Annotated in this window: 14 protein-coding genes; 3 read left to right on the plus strand and 11 right to left on the minus strand. The window is 50.5% G+C overall.

Going from position 1 to position 15,373, the window contains the following annotated elements:
• Positions 1-26 precede the first annotated feature (26 nt).
• From HY774_10860 to HY774_10885, 6 genes are all read right to left on the minus strand, one after another.
• Positions 27-320, minus strand: coding sequence for a hypothetical protein (locus HY774_10860; GenBank protein ID MBI4748980.1), 294 nt, complete (start codon positions 318-320; stop codon positions 27-29).
• A 61-nt stretch (positions 321-381) separates the two neighbouring features.
• Positions 382-678 (minus strand): RNA-binding S4 domain-containing protein, encoded by a 297-nt coding sequence (locus HY774_10865; protein MBI4748981.1) that lies wholly within the window; start codon positions 676-678, stop codon positions 382-384.
• Positions 679-764: 86 nt separating this feature from the next.
• Complete coding sequence (locus HY774_10870; GenBank protein ID MBI4748982.1) at positions 765-1,904, minus strand: peptidyl-prolyl cis-trans isomerase; 1,140 nt, start codon at positions 1,902-1,904, stop codon at positions 765-767.
• 12 nt (positions 1,905-1,916) lie between these two features.
• Positions 1,917-5,600, minus strand: a complete 3,684-nt coding sequence (gene mfd, locus HY774_10875) for a transcription-repair coupling factor (GenBank protein ID MBI4748983.1) — start codon at positions 5,598-5,600, stop codon at positions 1,917-1,919.
• A 121-nt stretch (positions 5,601-5,721) separates the two neighbouring features.
• Positions 5,722-6,240, minus strand: a complete 519-nt coding sequence (gene rfaE2 / locus HY774_10880) for a D-glycero-beta-D-manno-heptose 1-phosphate adenylyltransferase (GenBank protein ID MBI4748984.1) — start codon at positions 6,238-6,240, stop codon at positions 5,722-5,724.
• Between the two features lie 259 nt (positions 6,241-6,499).
• Complete coding sequence (locus HY774_10885) at positions 6,500-6,928, minus strand: VOC family protein (protein ID MBI4748985.1); 429 nt, start codon at positions 6,926-6,928, stop codon at positions 6,500-6,502.
• Positions 6,929-7,492: 564 nt separating this feature from the next.
• Between HY774_10885 and HY774_10890 the strand changes: the two genes are divergently transcribed.
• The gene (locus HY774_10890; GenBank protein MBI4748986.1) at positions 7,493-8,926 is read left to right on the plus strand and encodes a circularly permuted type 2 ATP-grasp protein; all 1,434 of its coding nucleotides are present in this window, start codon (positions 7,493-7,495) and stop codon (positions 8,924-8,926) included.
• 204 nt (positions 8,927-9,130) lie between these two features.
• On the opposite strand, the gene HY774_10895 is transcribed toward HY774_10890, so the two are convergent.
• Positions 9,131-9,418 carry a hypothetical protein gene (locus HY774_10895; GenBank protein MBI4748987.1) on the minus strand — a complete coding sequence of 96 codons (288 nt, stop codon included), beginning with the start codon at positions 9,416-9,418 and terminating at the stop codon, positions 9,131-9,133.
• A 148-nt stretch (positions 9,419-9,566) separates the two neighbouring features.
• On the opposite strand from HY774_10895, the gene HY774_10900 reads away from it, so the two are divergent.
• Positions 9,567-10,535 (plus strand): alpha-E domain-containing protein, encoded by a 969-nt coding sequence (locus HY774_10900; protein ID MBI4748988.1) that lies wholly within the window; start codon positions 9,567-9,569, stop codon positions 10,533-10,535.
• A 13-nt stretch (positions 10,536-10,548) separates the two neighbouring features.
• Complete coding sequence (locus tag HY774_10905) at positions 10,549-11,286, plus strand: peptidase (GenBank protein MBI4748989.1); 738 nt, start codon at positions 10,549-10,551, stop codon at positions 11,284-11,286.
• A gap of 146 nt (positions 11,287-11,432) precedes the next feature.
• Here the strand turns inward: HY774_10905 and HY774_10910 are convergent, their stop codons facing one another.
• The 4 genes from HY774_10910 to HY774_10925 all read right to left on the minus strand — a co-directional run bounded on the left by HY774_10910 (position 11,433) and on the right by HY774_10925 (position 15,136).
• Positions 11,433-12,140 (minus strand): hypothetical protein, encoded by a 708-nt coding sequence (locus tag HY774_10910; GenBank protein MBI4748990.1) that lies wholly within the window; start codon positions 12,138-12,140, stop codon positions 11,433-11,435.
• Between the two features lie 152 nt (positions 12,141-12,292).
• Positions 12,293-13,009 carry a hypothetical protein gene (locus HY774_10915; GenBank protein MBI4748991.1) on the minus strand — a complete coding sequence of 239 codons (717 nt, stop codon included), beginning with the start codon at positions 13,007-13,009 and terminating at the stop codon, positions 12,293-12,295.
• A 29-nt stretch (positions 13,010-13,038) separates the two neighbouring features.
• Positions 13,039-13,947 (minus strand): hypothetical protein, encoded by a 909-nt coding sequence (locus HY774_10920; protein MBI4748992.1) that lies wholly within the window; start codon positions 13,945-13,947, stop codon positions 13,039-13,041.
• 376 nt (positions 13,948-14,323) lie between these two features.
• A complete protein-coding gene (locus HY774_10925; GenBank protein ID MBI4748993.1) occupies positions 14,324-15,136 on the minus strand; it encodes a DUF4097 family beta strand repeat protein in 813 nt (270 codons plus the stop codon).
• Positions 15,137-15,373 lie beyond the last annotated feature (237 nt).

A 15,373-nucleotide genomic window follows, 5' to 3' on the forward strand; every position in this document is an offset into this window, starting at 1 on the left:
CCTCTCTCAAACTTGTGCGAAATCGCTTATTTTTCTTTGTTTCCGGTCTGTTCTTTATAGTCTTTCAACCAGCTTACATCAATTTCCTCGGCTTGACGTCGCTCTTTTTCAGCAACCAAAAATTTCCCCCGCTCATTGAGACCTTTGGAAGTCGGCATCAGGTGACAGTACTGGCAGTTTTTAACGGTATAGCCCAGATCACGTGCTTCCTGCAGAAATTCAGGTCGTGCCAGTGCCACGCTTGTGGTCAAATGGATGACCACTCCCGCACTAATCAGACTGCCATACACGACACATACCAGGAATCGAAGCTTGCGCATGAGAGGCTCCTTTCGTGGGGAAAAGCATTTTTTTAACCATGGAAAACACGGAAAAGGTCAATCATTCGGCCAAACCCGAGAAAAGCTCTTCGGACACTGATTTGCGCTCTTCGGATAGAACTTCGTACAGGTCGGAAGCCGCCATGCCTTTCAAGGTTTTGCTCTGGGGAACGTGCAGGACTTTGACTTTGAGTTTTCGGCCTCGCAGCCGGAGTGAAATCACATCGCCAACCCGAATTTCCCGCGAAGGCTTGGCAACCTGATCATTGATTTCAACCGCTCCGGCGGCACACACCTCCTGGGCCACCGTTCGGCGGACAATCAACCGACTGACTTTTAAAAAGAGATCAAGGCGCATAATTCGGGTTCAGGGTTCAGGGTTCAGGGTTCAGGGTTCAGGGTTTGGGGTTTGGGGTTTGGGGTTTGGGGTTCAGGGTTCAGGGTTCAGGGTTTGGGGTTTGGGGTTTGGGGTTTGGGGTTCAGAGTTCGGGGTTCCGGTGAGGAAAAGGACATAAAGGACATAAAGGACGAAAAAGAAATAAGTTCGAAAACCCGGAACCCGGAACCCGGAACCCGGAACCCGGAACCCGGAACCCGGAACCCGGAACCCGGAACCCGGAACCCGGAACCCGGAACCCGAACCCCGAACCCCGAACCCCGAACCCCGACCAACCGGCTTGAAATTTCATTGGCAACTTCTTCAAATGGTTTTGGCTTGGATTCAACCCGTGATTCGAGTTTGAGAATTTGGAAACCCGTCGGCATTTTGAGAATCGAGGTAAACTGGCCTGGTTTGAGTTTATCCACTTCGCGCTTCAAATCGTCAGCCAGGTCGCCGTCTTTAAATGATGGAAGATTGCCGCACTTGGGTTTGGAAGCACGCTTGTCATCAGAATATTTTTTGACTACGGCGCAAAATTCTTTTCCAGCCCGCAGTTCGGCGATGGCTTCACGCACACGCGCTTCAGCATCCTTCATTGTCTCAGCCGTGTAACTGACATAAATCTCACTCAACACAACTTCCCCAACCATGGCGAACTGATCTTTGTGCTTTGTGTAATAGTCTTTCTTTTCGGCTTCGGTCAGTTTTTCAAAAATCGGTCCATAGACTTCCTGGGACATCAATGCTCGCTTGCGCAACTGATTGCGAAAGTTGCCTTTGATTTCCTCCATCGAAAGGCCCTGCTTTTCCATCGCTTCCTGACAGGCCGCCAGTTCTAAATTGTTCTGTTTACACAACTCGATCACCGCCTGATTGACTTCAGGTTCGACATTGATGCCAAGTTCATCAGCCCGCTGGGCGATCAGTTTGTCATCAATGAGCGATGCCAGAATCCGCTTCTGCAATTTTCCGAGCAGTTCCTCCTGTTTTTTTGGATCCGGGGTAATCTGGAGGAGTTCTTCCTTCAAGTGGCTTTCGGCTTTCTTGTACATCGAGCGGGTAATGATGTCGCGGTTGACGCGAGCTATCGTCTGGTCAACGACCTCAGGCTCCTGGCCACGGACCGTTGAAGTGACCAAAAATGTCAGCGCCAGCACACAAGCGGTCAATGTTCGAGGGGATGGAATAAGTGCGTATTTCATAATGTGCACAATTTAAACCTTTCTGACGGTTGGAGATTCAGCTTCTGGCGTCGGTTTGAGCCTGGCCAGTACGGTGTGAATCTGGGCAAAAAATTCAGCATTGTTCCCAGATTTCACAGGATATTTGAAAAGACCGGAAGGTGAAAAGCTGACTTGTGGATTGGTGGTGACCCAGGCCAATAATTGTTCGTGATTGATGCGGGCCCGGTCGCTAAATTTGAGCATGAGCATGCCCTGTTCATAGTCAACGGAAAGAATTCCCATCGGCGAGGCTTCGCGCCGCAACCGCGCATATTCAAAGAGGTTGTCAACCTGCACCGGGCGCGGGCCATAGCGATCATCCAGCTCCTGACCCAGGAGTTCAAGCGCTCGATCATCAAAGGCTGACGAAATCCGTTTATAGGTGCGCAATCGCTGGCTGATGTCGCCAATATAGTCTTCAGGCAGCCGAATATCGAGGTTGAGATTGATTGAGGTGTTGACATCATCTTCAATCACCGTACCGCGCAATTCCTTCACGGTCTGCTCCAGCATCTGGCAATACAGATCAAACCCGATGGAATCAAGGTGACCGGATTGCTCGCCGCCGAGCATGTTTCCTGCCCCGCGAAGCTCCAGATCAAGGGCGGCAATGCGAAAACCAGCGCCCAAATCCGAGAACTCACGAATCGCCGCCAGTCGCTGCCGGGCAATGCTCGTCAACTGGCCTTCAGGTGGAATCAGCAAATAGGCATACGCCCGGCGGCTCGAACGTCCAACCCGTCCGCGAAGCTGGTACAACTGAGCTAACCCGTAGTTTTCAGCGTGGTTAATGATGATGGTATTGGCCAATGGGATATCAATGCCGTTTTCGATGATCGTGGTACAGACCAGGATGTCCAGATCGTGCTGGACGAACTTCATCATGACTTCTTCAAGTTCTTTATCCCCCATCTGGCCGTGACCAACACCGATTCGGGCACCCGGCACCAACCGCTGGAGCAAATCAGCCATTGTGAAGATGCTCTCAACCCGGTTGTGGACAAAAAACACCTGTCCACCGCGCGCCATTTCCAGTTCAATCGCGCCTTTGACCACGGGTTCGGCAAACTGGGCGACTACGGTGTGGATGGCCAGTCGGTCACGCGGTGGCGTTTCAATCACCGACATATCACGCACCCCGGCCAGCGACAGGTTGAGGGTTCGCGGAATCGGGGTGGCTGAAAGCGTCAGGACATCCACTTTGCGGCGCAATTGCTTGAGTTTTTCCTTGTGCGTGACGCCAAACCGCTGCTCTTCATCAATAATGACCAGTCCCAGATCTCTAAATGTAACGTCTTTAGAGAGCAACCGATGCGTCCCTACCAGAATGTCCACTTCACCGCGTTCGAGTTTGGCGAGAGTCTCTTTTTGTTCTTTGGGCGTGCGAAACCGCGACACCATTTCAATCGTGACCGGAAACGACGCAAACCGCTCGCGAAACGTCTTCCAGTGCTGAAAGGCCAGCACCGTGGTCGGCGTCAGAACCGCCACCTGTTTTGACTCCATCACCGATTTAAACGCCGCCCGCATCGCCACTTCGGTTTTGCCAAATCCGACATCACCGCACAACAGACGGTCCATCGGCAGGGTTGATTCCATATCGGCTTTGATATCAGCGACACTGTTAGTCTGATCAATCGTCAGTTCGTAGGGGAAGGCTTCTTCAAATTCTTTTTGCCAGGGTCCGTCCAGTGAAAATGAGTAGCCTTGAACCAGTCGGCGTTCGGCATAGAGTTTGAGTAACTCTTCGGCCATGTTGCGCATGGCCCGTTTGACTCGGGCTTTGGTCTTGGCCCAGCCAATGCCACCCAGTTTGTCGAGCGTTGGGGTGTGGCCATCCGCACTGGAATATTTCTGAACCAAGTCCAGTCGCTCAACCGGTACAAACAGTTTGGCTTCATCCGAATAGACCAGGAGCACAAACTCGCGGGCGGGCATCCGAGGGTCAACCTGGATTTGTTGCAGGCCGTGGAAACGCCCAATCCCATGGTCAACATGCACCACATAATCGCCGATTTTCAAATCACGAAAGTCTGAAAGAAAACTGTTGATCGAGCTTTTCCGGCGGGTTTTGGTTGGCGGCAACAGGCGGACTTCTTCGGGCGATGCGGCCTGGTCAAATAATTCGCGCTCAACAATGAACTGCAACTGAGAGCAAGGGAAGGCAAAGCCACCGCTCATCGTGCCAACGGTCACGACACAGGCCGCCCGCGCAAAGATCTCAGACGACGTCATCATCTTCTGCGGGTCAGGCAACAAGACCGACGGGTATTCATATTCGGTCAGCATATCCTGGATGCGTTCTGCCACCCCAAGCGACGGCATGACGAGCAATGCCGTTTCGCCTTTCTGACGCATTTCGCGCAAAGCGGTGACCAGTTGTGGAATCCGACCGTGAAATTTGCGGGCTGGCTGGGTCGTCAACCGGATATCCGGCTGGCGGCGGTCAAGCGGAAACAAAAAGATTGGCGTTTCTTCAGCGGTTTTGACTTCAACACCATCGAGCGCACCGACAAATTCACTATCCACAGTTGCGGCTTCCACGCCAAGGACGCGAAACTCAACCCGCCGCAGTTGCTCGACCCATCCCCGCAGCCGCTCCGGTGAATGAATGAAGTACTCGGGCGAGAGCACCAGTTCCCCTGCATCATCAGCCCCACGAAATTTTTGCCAGAGCTTTTTCTGATAGGAGGTGAGGGTTTGTTCAATCGCCACCGGCTCGTCAATCACCAGCAAGACATCCTTGAGGTAATCGAAAATCGAGCCTTCCAGCGGACGCGCCAGCGGCATGAGGTATTCCCAATCGGCAAACTGGTCACCACGTTCAGCGGCTTCAAGTCGCGGCGTGAGTTGATATTGATAGCGGTCGTCTTGCCAATGCTGGCGCGCAGCTTTGCTCCAGGCGACAAAATCACTTTTGACGGTTGGTAACTCGTTCATCGGCACGATTTGACACTGGCTGCACTTCTTAATGGAGCGTTGGGTTTCAATGTCAAATTCGCGAATTGATTCCAGCGTGTCGCCAAAGAACTCCAGCCGGTACGGATTGGGATTGGCCGGTGAAAAAATGTCGAGGATGCCGCCCCGCAAACTGAACTCACCCACCTGAACCACCGGTTCGCGGCGGTAATAGCCAACTTCGCCGAGCATCGAAACAATGTCGTCAAGCGGGTACTCTTCATTGACATCGAGGGTCAGGCTGACCAGATCGAGCTTGCTTTGCTCCAAAATCCGTTCGATCAGGGCCCGGGCAGGCAGCAGGTACACCCGGCCTTTTCCTTCAGCCATATGCGTCAGCGTCAGAGCGCGGGCTTCGAGGACCTCCGGGTGCGGCGGCATGCTTTGATAGGGGCCACCTTCAATGACGGGAAACACCGCCACGCCGTCATCTTCCTCAGATTGAGGCGACAACCCGTTGACGAGTTGGGTGAAATAGCGAATGTCGACTTCAATCGCTTCAATGTCTTCTGAAGTCGGCAGCACATACGCGACTCGTTTTTTGGAGATATATTGAATGAGAGCAATCGCCAGGGCACGGGCACTCCCGATCAAACCGGAAAGCACAATAACACGCCGTTGCTCACGGAGCTGAGAGAGAAAAGCCTGACCAGCCGGATCGGTTGCCAGATCGTTGAAAAGCGCGGGAAGATGATGAGTGGTGGATGAAATAGGCACAACCTTGAGGCTTGGGGTTCAGGGTTCAGGGTTCAGGGTTCAGGGTTGGAAAATTTGAAAGAACTCAGATTGAAATGATTGATTTTCCACAGGTTTTTCTCATTCTGAGAAAAACAACCCATTACTCTGAATAACCTGATCCTTTCAAAATTCTTGAAACAATATCCGTCGTTGAGACGCCGGGGACAAACGGGAGTGAGCGGACCAGACCGCCGGCGGCTTCGACTTCTTCACGGCCAATAATCTGGCTGAGATCCCAGTCGCCGCCTTTGACCAGCACATCTGGCAACAGTGCCACAATCGTGGCGCGTGGATCCAGATCATCAAACACAACGACGAAATCAATGGCTTCAAGTGCGGCAAGCACTTCAGCACGTTCGTCCTGATTGAGAATTGGACGGCTGGGGCCTTTGAGTTCGCGCACCGCCCGGTCGCTGTTGATCGCCACAATGAGCGCATCCCCAAGTGTACGGGCTTCAGCCAGATAGCGAACGTGCCCTGGATGAATCAGATCAAAGCAACCATTGGTAAACACCACACGCTTCCCTGCTGCTCTGAGTCGGGTCCGATGTTCAACCAGTTCGGCAAGTGAACAGACCTTGGCACTGGCTGCAAAGTGTTGAGGGCCTGCAGTCGTCATGTCGAAATCTCCTGAAAATGATGCGAAACAGCGAATGTAGAAGGGTTTACGCCGCACTGTCAAGCGCAACCCACACCTTTGGGGTTCAGGGTTCAGGGTTCAGGGTTCAGGGTTTTTGAAAGGACAAAAAGGATAACCAGTGATTGAGGAACTGAGGAAGAGACAATCCCAACGAAATCAGGTTTCAAAGTTCAGTCATTTTCTTTCGTCCTTTTTGTCTTTTCTGTCCCTTTGGTCTTTTCCCCCTGAACCCTGTTCGTTACTGGTCGCCAATCTGGGAAAACTCAGCAGCGCCAAAGACGGCTTCCGCATGGCGATAGAATTTGAACTCCAGCAAATTGTTGAATGGATCCTGGAGAAAGAACGTCCGATGTTCGAGCGGCATACCTGGAAAGCGCACCTTTGGTTCTTGATAGAACTTCAAGTGATGCGTTTGGGCTCGTTCAAGCATGGCTTCCCAGTCGGCTTCGGCATCGAAGATCAGCCCGAAATGGCGTGGATAAATACCACGTTGTTCAGGGAGTTCGTCACTGGTTTTGTGGGCAACGATTTGATTGCCGCCCAGATTGAGGATGAGCGAAACCGGGCTTTCGCGTCCGATCTGGCAACCCAAACCGTCACGATAGAATACTTTAGCCTGTTCGATGTCCTGAATTGGAAAGGCAAGATGAAAGCGAATGTGTGTCATATCACTCCTTCGGAAAAGTTCAGAGTTCAAGCTTCAGCTTGCAAGAAGGCACCTGAAAAATCCTTTCACTTGATGATGTGACTTATGTTGGTTCAGCCATTATTTGTTTGGCAAGCTAAAGCGTGAACTCTGAACTCCTCATTACATTGTAGGAGTAAAACCGCAGGATTTTTCGCCGAGGTGAAATCACGAGTTCTTTTTCAGTTTCCGCCATGGGGTTCCCTTTCTTAAAAGCAGGCATATCAAGCAGTAACAAAAGTTACGATATTCCTTGTTCTAACCTCAGACTGCCCAAAAACATCACAACCAGTTTGAAATACCTGGGGTGCAGGCATCTGGGTTTGACTGTAACAAACCATCCAGGAAAAATTTGGAGTTTCATTTTTTCGGCTGAACCGCTAGCATACATCATCTTTTTTCCCCCTCCACAATTACAGCACATTCCGAAAACAAATTAAGAATTGTGAATGAAAAATCATGAGATGGCTAACTGCATATTTTGCAGCAAGATAGCTACTTCATACTTCATCCCTCATAATTCATAATTGGTCTTAACGAGGTCGTATGAAATTCGACTCCTACGACGTAGGCGGGTTCTATGACGAGATGTTTGGACCCGAAGGTGAGCCGCGTCCGGGGACGCGACTGCTGGCGCAACGACTCGAATCCATCCCGGAAACCGAGATTTTACAGCGCCAGCGAGCCGCTGAAGCCGCCCTGCTCAAACTCGGGATTACCTTCAATGTCTATGGCAACTCAGACGGAATCGAGAAGATTTTCCCGTTTGACATCATCCCCCGCATCGTCGAAGCCCACGAATGGGCGCCAATCGAAACGGGTCTCAAACAGCGAATTCAGGCATTGAATCTGTTTATTGACGACGTGTACCACGACCAGAAAATCATTCGTGACGGCGTTGTTCCAGAACACATCATCACGTCGAGCAAGTGCTTTTTGCGACCCTGCATGGGGCTGAACCCGCCTCATGGCGTGTGGTGCCATATCACCGGAACCGACCTGGTTCGCGATGATGAGGGTCAGTTTTTCGTGCTCGAAGACAATCTCCGCTGTCCATCAGGCGTGTCGTACGTGCTCGAAAACCGGGTTGTCATGAAACGCACGTTTCCGCACGTGTTTGAAGATTCGCGGGTGCGCCCGGTCAACCAGTACCCGAGCAAACTGCTTGAGACGCTGGAGCGGCTGGCACCACATCACGTGTCTGACCCGACCGTGGTGCTGCTCACGCCTGGGGTTTACAACTCAGCCTACTTTGAACATTCCTTCCTCGCCCAGCAAATGGGCGTTCAACTGGTCGAAGGCCGTGACCTTGTGGTCGAAGATAAATATGTCTATATGCGGACCACCAAAGGCTTTCGGCGGGTGGATGTCATTTATCGCCGAATTGACGATGATTTTCTGGATCCACAGAAGTTTCGGGCTGATTCCATGCTGGGTGTTCCTGGGTTGATGGACGTTTACCGTTCCGGGCGGGTCGCACTGGCCAACGCTCCGGGCACGGGCGTGGCGGATGACAAGGTCATCTATGCCTACGTTCCCGCCATCATCAAGTACTACCTCGACGAAGACCCGATTTTACCCAACGTTCCAACCTATCTGTGCAGCGATGAAAAACAATTGCAGCACGTGCTGGCCAATCTTGACAAGCTGGTGGTGAAAACGGCCAACGGGTCAGGAGGCTACGGCATGCTGGTCGGCCCCTGTGCCAGTGCCGCGGAACGCGCCACATTTGCCGACGCCGTGCGTGCCAATCCGCGCGAATACATTGCCCAACCGACGCTCCAGCTTTCGCGTGTGCCAACCTTGATTGGCAATCACCTCGAAGGCCGCCACGTTGATTTGCGCCCCTATGTACTTTATGGAGAAGAGATTTACGTGCTTCCAGGTGGGTTGACGCGAGTCGCCCTAACCAAAGGTTCGCTGGTGGTCAATTCGTCACAGGGCGGCGGGAGTAAGGATACGTGGGTGCTTTCGGAATAATCGGGTTCAGGGTTCAGGGTTCGGGGTTCGGGGTTCAGGGTTCAGGGTTCAGGGTTCAGGGTTCAGGGTTCAGGGTTCAGGGTTCAGGGTTCAGGGTTCAGGGTTCAGGGTTCAGGGTTCAGGGTTCAGGGTTCAGGGTTTTCGAATTATGAGGAGATAGATAGGACTGAGAATCTGCAACAACCGCCTCAGTCAACCTCGACATCAAGCGGCATCATCTTCCAGGGCATCAAGCCTGGTAGCATTATCAGCCAGCATCAGGGTCATGGAGTTTAAGCGTCGGTCAATCTTTCGAAAACCAGCTTTTGTCTCTGCTTCCAACCGCTCAAGTCGGCCTTTGACGTCAGCCAATTCTGATTCCAGGTGTTCAAACCGTGGAATTACTTCCTGTACCAAGGCTTCACGAACAACTTCAGCCAGCATTTGCCTTAGATCATTTCGAGTTTGATAGCTTTCTGGCGGCGGATAGTTTTTGGTTGGGTCTTCGCTCATATTGTCTTCCTTTCGAACATGAGTGTTGTTGGATGCTCATCTGATTGTGCCATAACAGGAGTGTAAAACAATTGAATTTTACCTCGACCACGTAGGTAAAAGCTCATTGCTCATCATACTCACTGTCACTCAAAAAGGATTTACCACTATGCTCAGTCGCGTTGCTGATTCGATCTACTGGATGAGCCGCTCTATTGAACGGGCGGAGAATGTCGCCCGCTTTGTGGATGTCACCTTAAACCTGATGCTCGATTTGCCGGAAGCAACGGTGGATCAGTGGCGACCAATTGTGGACACCAGTGGCGATTTTCAGCTTTTTCGCCAGCTTGGCTACGACGCCACGGAAGACAACGTCGTCCGCTTCCTGACCTTTGACGAACGCAACCCCAATTCGATCCTGTCGTGTTTACAGGCGGCGCGGGAAAATGCCCGGTCCGTCAGGTCGGTGATCTCGTCGGAAATGTGGGAGCAACTCAATACCTTTTACCTGATGGTCAAGGAAGCCGCCGCCGCACCAGGTCATCTGGATCACCATTCGTTTTTCTCGCGAGTCAAACTGGCCAGCCATTTGTTTGTCGGCGTCACCGATGCCACCATGTCGCACGGCGAAGCCTGGCACTTCAACCGGCTAGGTCGCTTGCAGGAACGGGCCGACAAAACGTCGCGGATTCTGGATGTGAAGTATTTTCTGTTGCTGCCAAGTCCAAACTACGTGGGAACGGCGCTGGATGACGTGCAGTGGTCAGCGTTGTTAAAGTCGGCCAGCGCACTCGAAATGTACCGCAAACGCTATGGCCGGATTGCTCCGGGCGACATTGCCGAGTTTTTGATTCTGGATCGCGAATTTCCACGTGCGATTCGATTTTGCCTGTTTCGCTGTGAAGAATCCCTGCGCGGGATTTCGGGCTCGCTCCCTGGAACCTACAGCAACACACCGGAAAGAAAACTGGGGCGCTTGCGTTCCGAACTCGATTGCACCACGATAGAGGAAATCATCGGCGCCGGGCTACACGAGTTTCTGGACCGATTTCAAGCCGACCTGAATGCCGTGGGAGACAGCATCTTTGAAGCCTTCTTCGCCATGCGCCCGATGAGCCAAACCGCCATTCAACAATAAGGATCATTCACCAATGACATTTTGCCTGGGCATTGCCGTCCAAGACGGATTGATTGGAATTGCAGACACGCGGATCACAGCCGGAATGGAAATGAGTTCATCACGCAAACTCATCACCCGCCAGTTTGAAAACAACGCCTTGTTTTTGATGACGTCCGGCTTGCGCTCCACTCGTGATAAAGCGGTGATGTATTTTGACGAATATCTCAATGACGAAGGCCGAACCTTCGACAAATTGCACAAAGCCGTGAATGCCTACTGTGGATTTGTCCGGCAGGTGGCCGATGAAGACCAGTCTTCGCTCTCACGCAGCGGCCTGTTTTTCGACCTGCACACGTTGATTGGCGGCCAGTTTGAAAAAGATGAGACCCACAAATTGTATCTGGTGTATCCGCAGGGCAACTGGGTTGAAATCCTGACCGATACACCGTTTTGCATCATTGGCCGCTCAGCCTATGGGAAACCGCTCCTGGATCGGATGCTGACGTATCCGACCAGCCTGGAACATGCGCTCAACATTGGGTTTCTGGCGTTTGATTCGACATGCACCAGCGTGACCGAAGTTGATTTTCCGATTGATATTGCCCTCTATCGCACCGGCTCGTTTGCGATTTCCGAACACCGGTTCGCCCAAAATGAACTGCAGGAAGCCTCAGAATGGTGGCATACCCGACTCAGTGAACTGGTCAAAGACGCACCTTCAAACTGGGCGAAGAAGTTCTTTTCAAAAACCGAAGCCGCGCATTCCTAAATCAATCAGGATTGGAAAACCAAGAACTGGGATCAGGGGTCAGGGAATTGTTTTTCTCAACGGTTGTGTTTTGAGCGAATGCAACGAGAAACCTGGCTTTAAAATTTTGAACCCTGACCCCTGATTGAACCCTGACCCCTACAATGTCAGCACCCAAAAGCCACCAGAATCTCCACGGTATGAACGACCTGCCACGTATCCCCTTCTTTGGCTTTTATCCGGAATCGAATCGTACTGACACCCGGACTATAAGGCATATTCCCGCCTTCTGGTTTCTGTTTTGCGACGTTTAACCATCTTTCCTCATTTTGGGAATAGAGCCCTTCATACAAAGTAGCATTTATCTTCTCTTGTTCGACGATTGCTTGATAAAGCTCCTCTTTGGTGTAATCCGGGAATCGGTCCTCATCCTTGAAGGTGATGGGATTTCCGCTAAAAACATGTCGTTGGGGTGAAGTCAGCTCAACCCAGGTTGACCGCCCGTGTTTCCAGTCTAAAAGATACAAGGGAAGACCTTCATCATTAATCATCAGGCTGGTTTCGATTTGTTGTTCAATTTTAAATTCCCGGGTATCTTCTGGTTTGGGAGTGAGCCGGATTCTTACATTCTCATACAGGTTGTCCAACCCCATTTCAAACTTCACAAGATCAGATGGATTCTTTTGAAACAATCGCCACCTTCCTTCATCCGATAAATCTTTCCCAGTGATTTTAATCCCCTGAAGCCGAGCATTCGAAATATCAGATTGTGAAAGGTTGAACATTCCTTTTGTTCTAAATCCACCAACTCCGATCAATGTCACGCATACCAAACTCAGTATCATTAATAATTTCAGACTTTTGCTTAATATCATACCTTACTCCGATTAACAGTTTGTGCTATTTCTCCATTAACTAAAAAGCAATCAAGCGTTAACTTAATACCACGTGTAAACAATTACTATCTGTGGCTTTTTTCTCATGTGAGGATTCCACTTCAAAATAGTATAACTTCCAAAAACTGGGGTTAGCATCCCAGTGCCGTTGCAATGTCTACAATGTGGATGACCTGCCAGGTATCGCCTTCTTTTGCCTGGATTCGAAGTCGAATAGTACTTACGCCAGGGCTATAAATAACCCACCCCTCTTGCGGTTTTTGCTTCACCAGCTTCAGCCATTTATCGTCATTTGGGTCATAGGTGTAATTGCCACTCCTGGCATCCCGTTTCCCTTGTTTGATAACCGCCTGATAGAGTTCCTTTTTGGTAAAGGCTGGGAATCGGCGGCTATCCTTTTCCGTGATTGCTTTTCCACGAAAAATATTTGGCTGGATTGCAGTTAATTCAATCCAGCGTGATAACCCGTGTTTCCAGTTCGAAAGATCAAGATGTGGTCCCTCATCATTGATGGTCATGCTGGTTTCGATTTGTTGCTCAATTTTAAATTCCCTGGTGTCTCCTGGTTTAGGCTTTACTCGAATCTGCACCTTTTCATATTCACTGGTATAGTCCATCTCCAACTTAACCTGTGTGGATGGTTTCTTTTTCGTGAGTTTCCATTTTTTCTTATCCCAGGAGTTGATTCCTGAAATTTCAATCAGGTCAAGTTTTTGAGCCAGGATGGGTGATTCAACTTCAGGTTGCTGAGCCCAAATTGGTGAGTGAAAAGACAGATTTCCAAAAATCCCGACTCCAAACTGAAGCAATACAATTAAACAACATTTTAATTTCAACTGGTTTTTCATATCAGGTCCTATCTTCTTTTTTGTGTGAGTTACACCAATACCACATGTAAGTGGTCATTATGCTTGGCTTTGTATTTCACAATCCCTTTGAAACCAGGAGCGTTGTAAATAACTTCATCATTAAAAAATATCTCTCTCACTGGAAATAATCTCAAAATTAATTGAATCAGTTCTTTAGTCAGAGCCCGATCATAGGTAGAATCGCTATAGGATACATTTGCTCCTGGCCCCCACTTTGAGTCTTTTCGAATGGGCCTCATGTCAATAGTTTTGCCATCTCGATGTGAGCCATGTGGCGGGAAGGAGATTCCACCAGGCCGACTGATATCACCAATCTGAATCGGACGAGAGGAATGCCGCTGATACCACTCCCGACCAAGCGTCCGCAGGCGATCAATCGTTTCCCGAGTCCCGATTTGATCAGGCATGTCTTCGATATTCCCTTTGACACCTGGATGAAACCGGTTGTAAGTTACAAAACCCAGGCCATGTTCCGGTAACTCCCATCGAATCTCACGGTTGCCATTTTTTGGTATTTCGGCACTGGTTAACTCACGCGGTGATGGTCCTTCAGAGGTCCAGGGACCAACCACTCTCACGCCTACGACAAATTCTGACTGCTGAACCCGTTGCCTGATCGAATCAGCCGATTCACGCAGGTTTGGTGGCCGGTTTGTGGTTGAATCAGCGTTAAACAACAGCGCGGCAAACGTTTCATCGCCCGGTTTTACGCGACCTAAAGACCGTTGCGAGATTCCCCGGACTTTGGCCCGCTGAAAGGCAATGAGTGCCTGTTGTGTGTGCCACCCCCAATTTCTATCTTCAACGATGGACTGCATTCCAGGAACATTCTTGACATTTAAATTCAGCAGTTTCTGGATTTCCAGCACGTCTCCCTTGTCGTTGCGTTCACCTTGTCCGACATTTCCCTTTAGCATTTTATTTGAAGCTCCTTCTTCAATTTCAATTTCGTTTGGCCAGTGGAATTTAATTTTCACGGCCAGTTGACTGAGTAAGTGCAAATGCCAGGCCAAAAATAATTAGGCCGGGAAGTTCAAAATGAACTTCCCGGCCCTTTGTTTTTCACGGTCGTCTTTCTGGAAGGAATAAATGCCATTTCCTCGCTGGCTCAGAGAACTCACTCCTCTTCCGGTTCGAAAGGCAGGGAGGAAATGGCAAACTTGAAAACGGGGCTGGGGGCTTGGGGCGACTGAAGGGATGAGGGATGAAGGATGAGGGATGAAATAAAACCAGTTCTTCAGCCCGACTTCTTCAGCCCGATGTCTTCAGCCCTGTTTTTTTCAGCCCTTAGTCCTAATTGGCTCGCCCGCCTGACTTGCGTAGCGAAACATCGCCCGAGGCTGATTTGATTGAAATCCGCATTCCGCCATTGCCGATGCTGCCGCGAGCCGATGCGCCGGGGCCGTATTCGTGCTTTTCAACGTTCAGTGGGAAATCTGAATTCACATCACCGCTCACTGTCGCCATATCTACCTGAGCGCCCAGGTTTGCCGGAACGCGGACGTCAACATCGCCGCTGGCTGAGGCAAATTCCATTTTTCCGCTCGCATTGGACAGGTTTGTAATGTTGACTTTAACGTCGCCGCTGGCAGTTTTGGCGCTCACCAGTCCTTCGGCATCATCCACCAGCACATCGCCGCTGGCGGTGGCAACGTCAATATCACCTGAAGAATTCACCACTCGCACATCACCGCTGGCCGACTTGGCGTCAATATCGCCCGTGACTTCTTCAAGGGAAATATCACCGCTGGCGGTGGCAATTTTGTCAAACTGGAATTTAGTTGATTTGGGAACCTGGACTTCGAAATTGACGCTGGCGTCACAGTTGCAATTTTGGGGATATTTGACCCGGAGTTCGACCCGGTTGCCGCTGCTCAGATCTTCGATTTCAACGCGGTCAGCGTCGCGACCTTCTTTGATGGCTGTCACCTGGACGGTCTCACCGCCATAACCGTGAATTTTGATGTCACCTGAAACATTTTTGACGCTGATGCTGCCACCGGCTGACAGCGGGTAGGATTTTTGGAAGTTTTGAGCCATCGCAACGCCAGAAGCGGCGATCATCAGAACAAGTGCGAATGCGAAATGGGAAAAGTGTTTTTTCATATTGTCTCCTCGGGGGATTCCTTTCAAATGTGTTTTGATTCTCTTGACCTGTTGCCCGAGTGTGTGTGAGACAATTAGAAAAAGTTGCAGAAAAAATTTTAGGGATGCGAGTCAGTAGTCAGTAGTCAGTAGTCAGTAGTCAGTAAAGGGCTCCCCATTGTCTAGACAAAAAAACCAGGTTTTGAAGTTAATCCCTGAGGACGCGATGTGAAAGTGAATCGGTCAACTCGCCTGAGT

It is taken from the genome of Acidobacteriota bacterium, from assembly GCA_016208495.1.
Lineage (GTDB): Bacteria > Acidobacteriota > Blastocatellia > Chloracidobacteriales > Chloracidobacteriaceae > JACQXX01.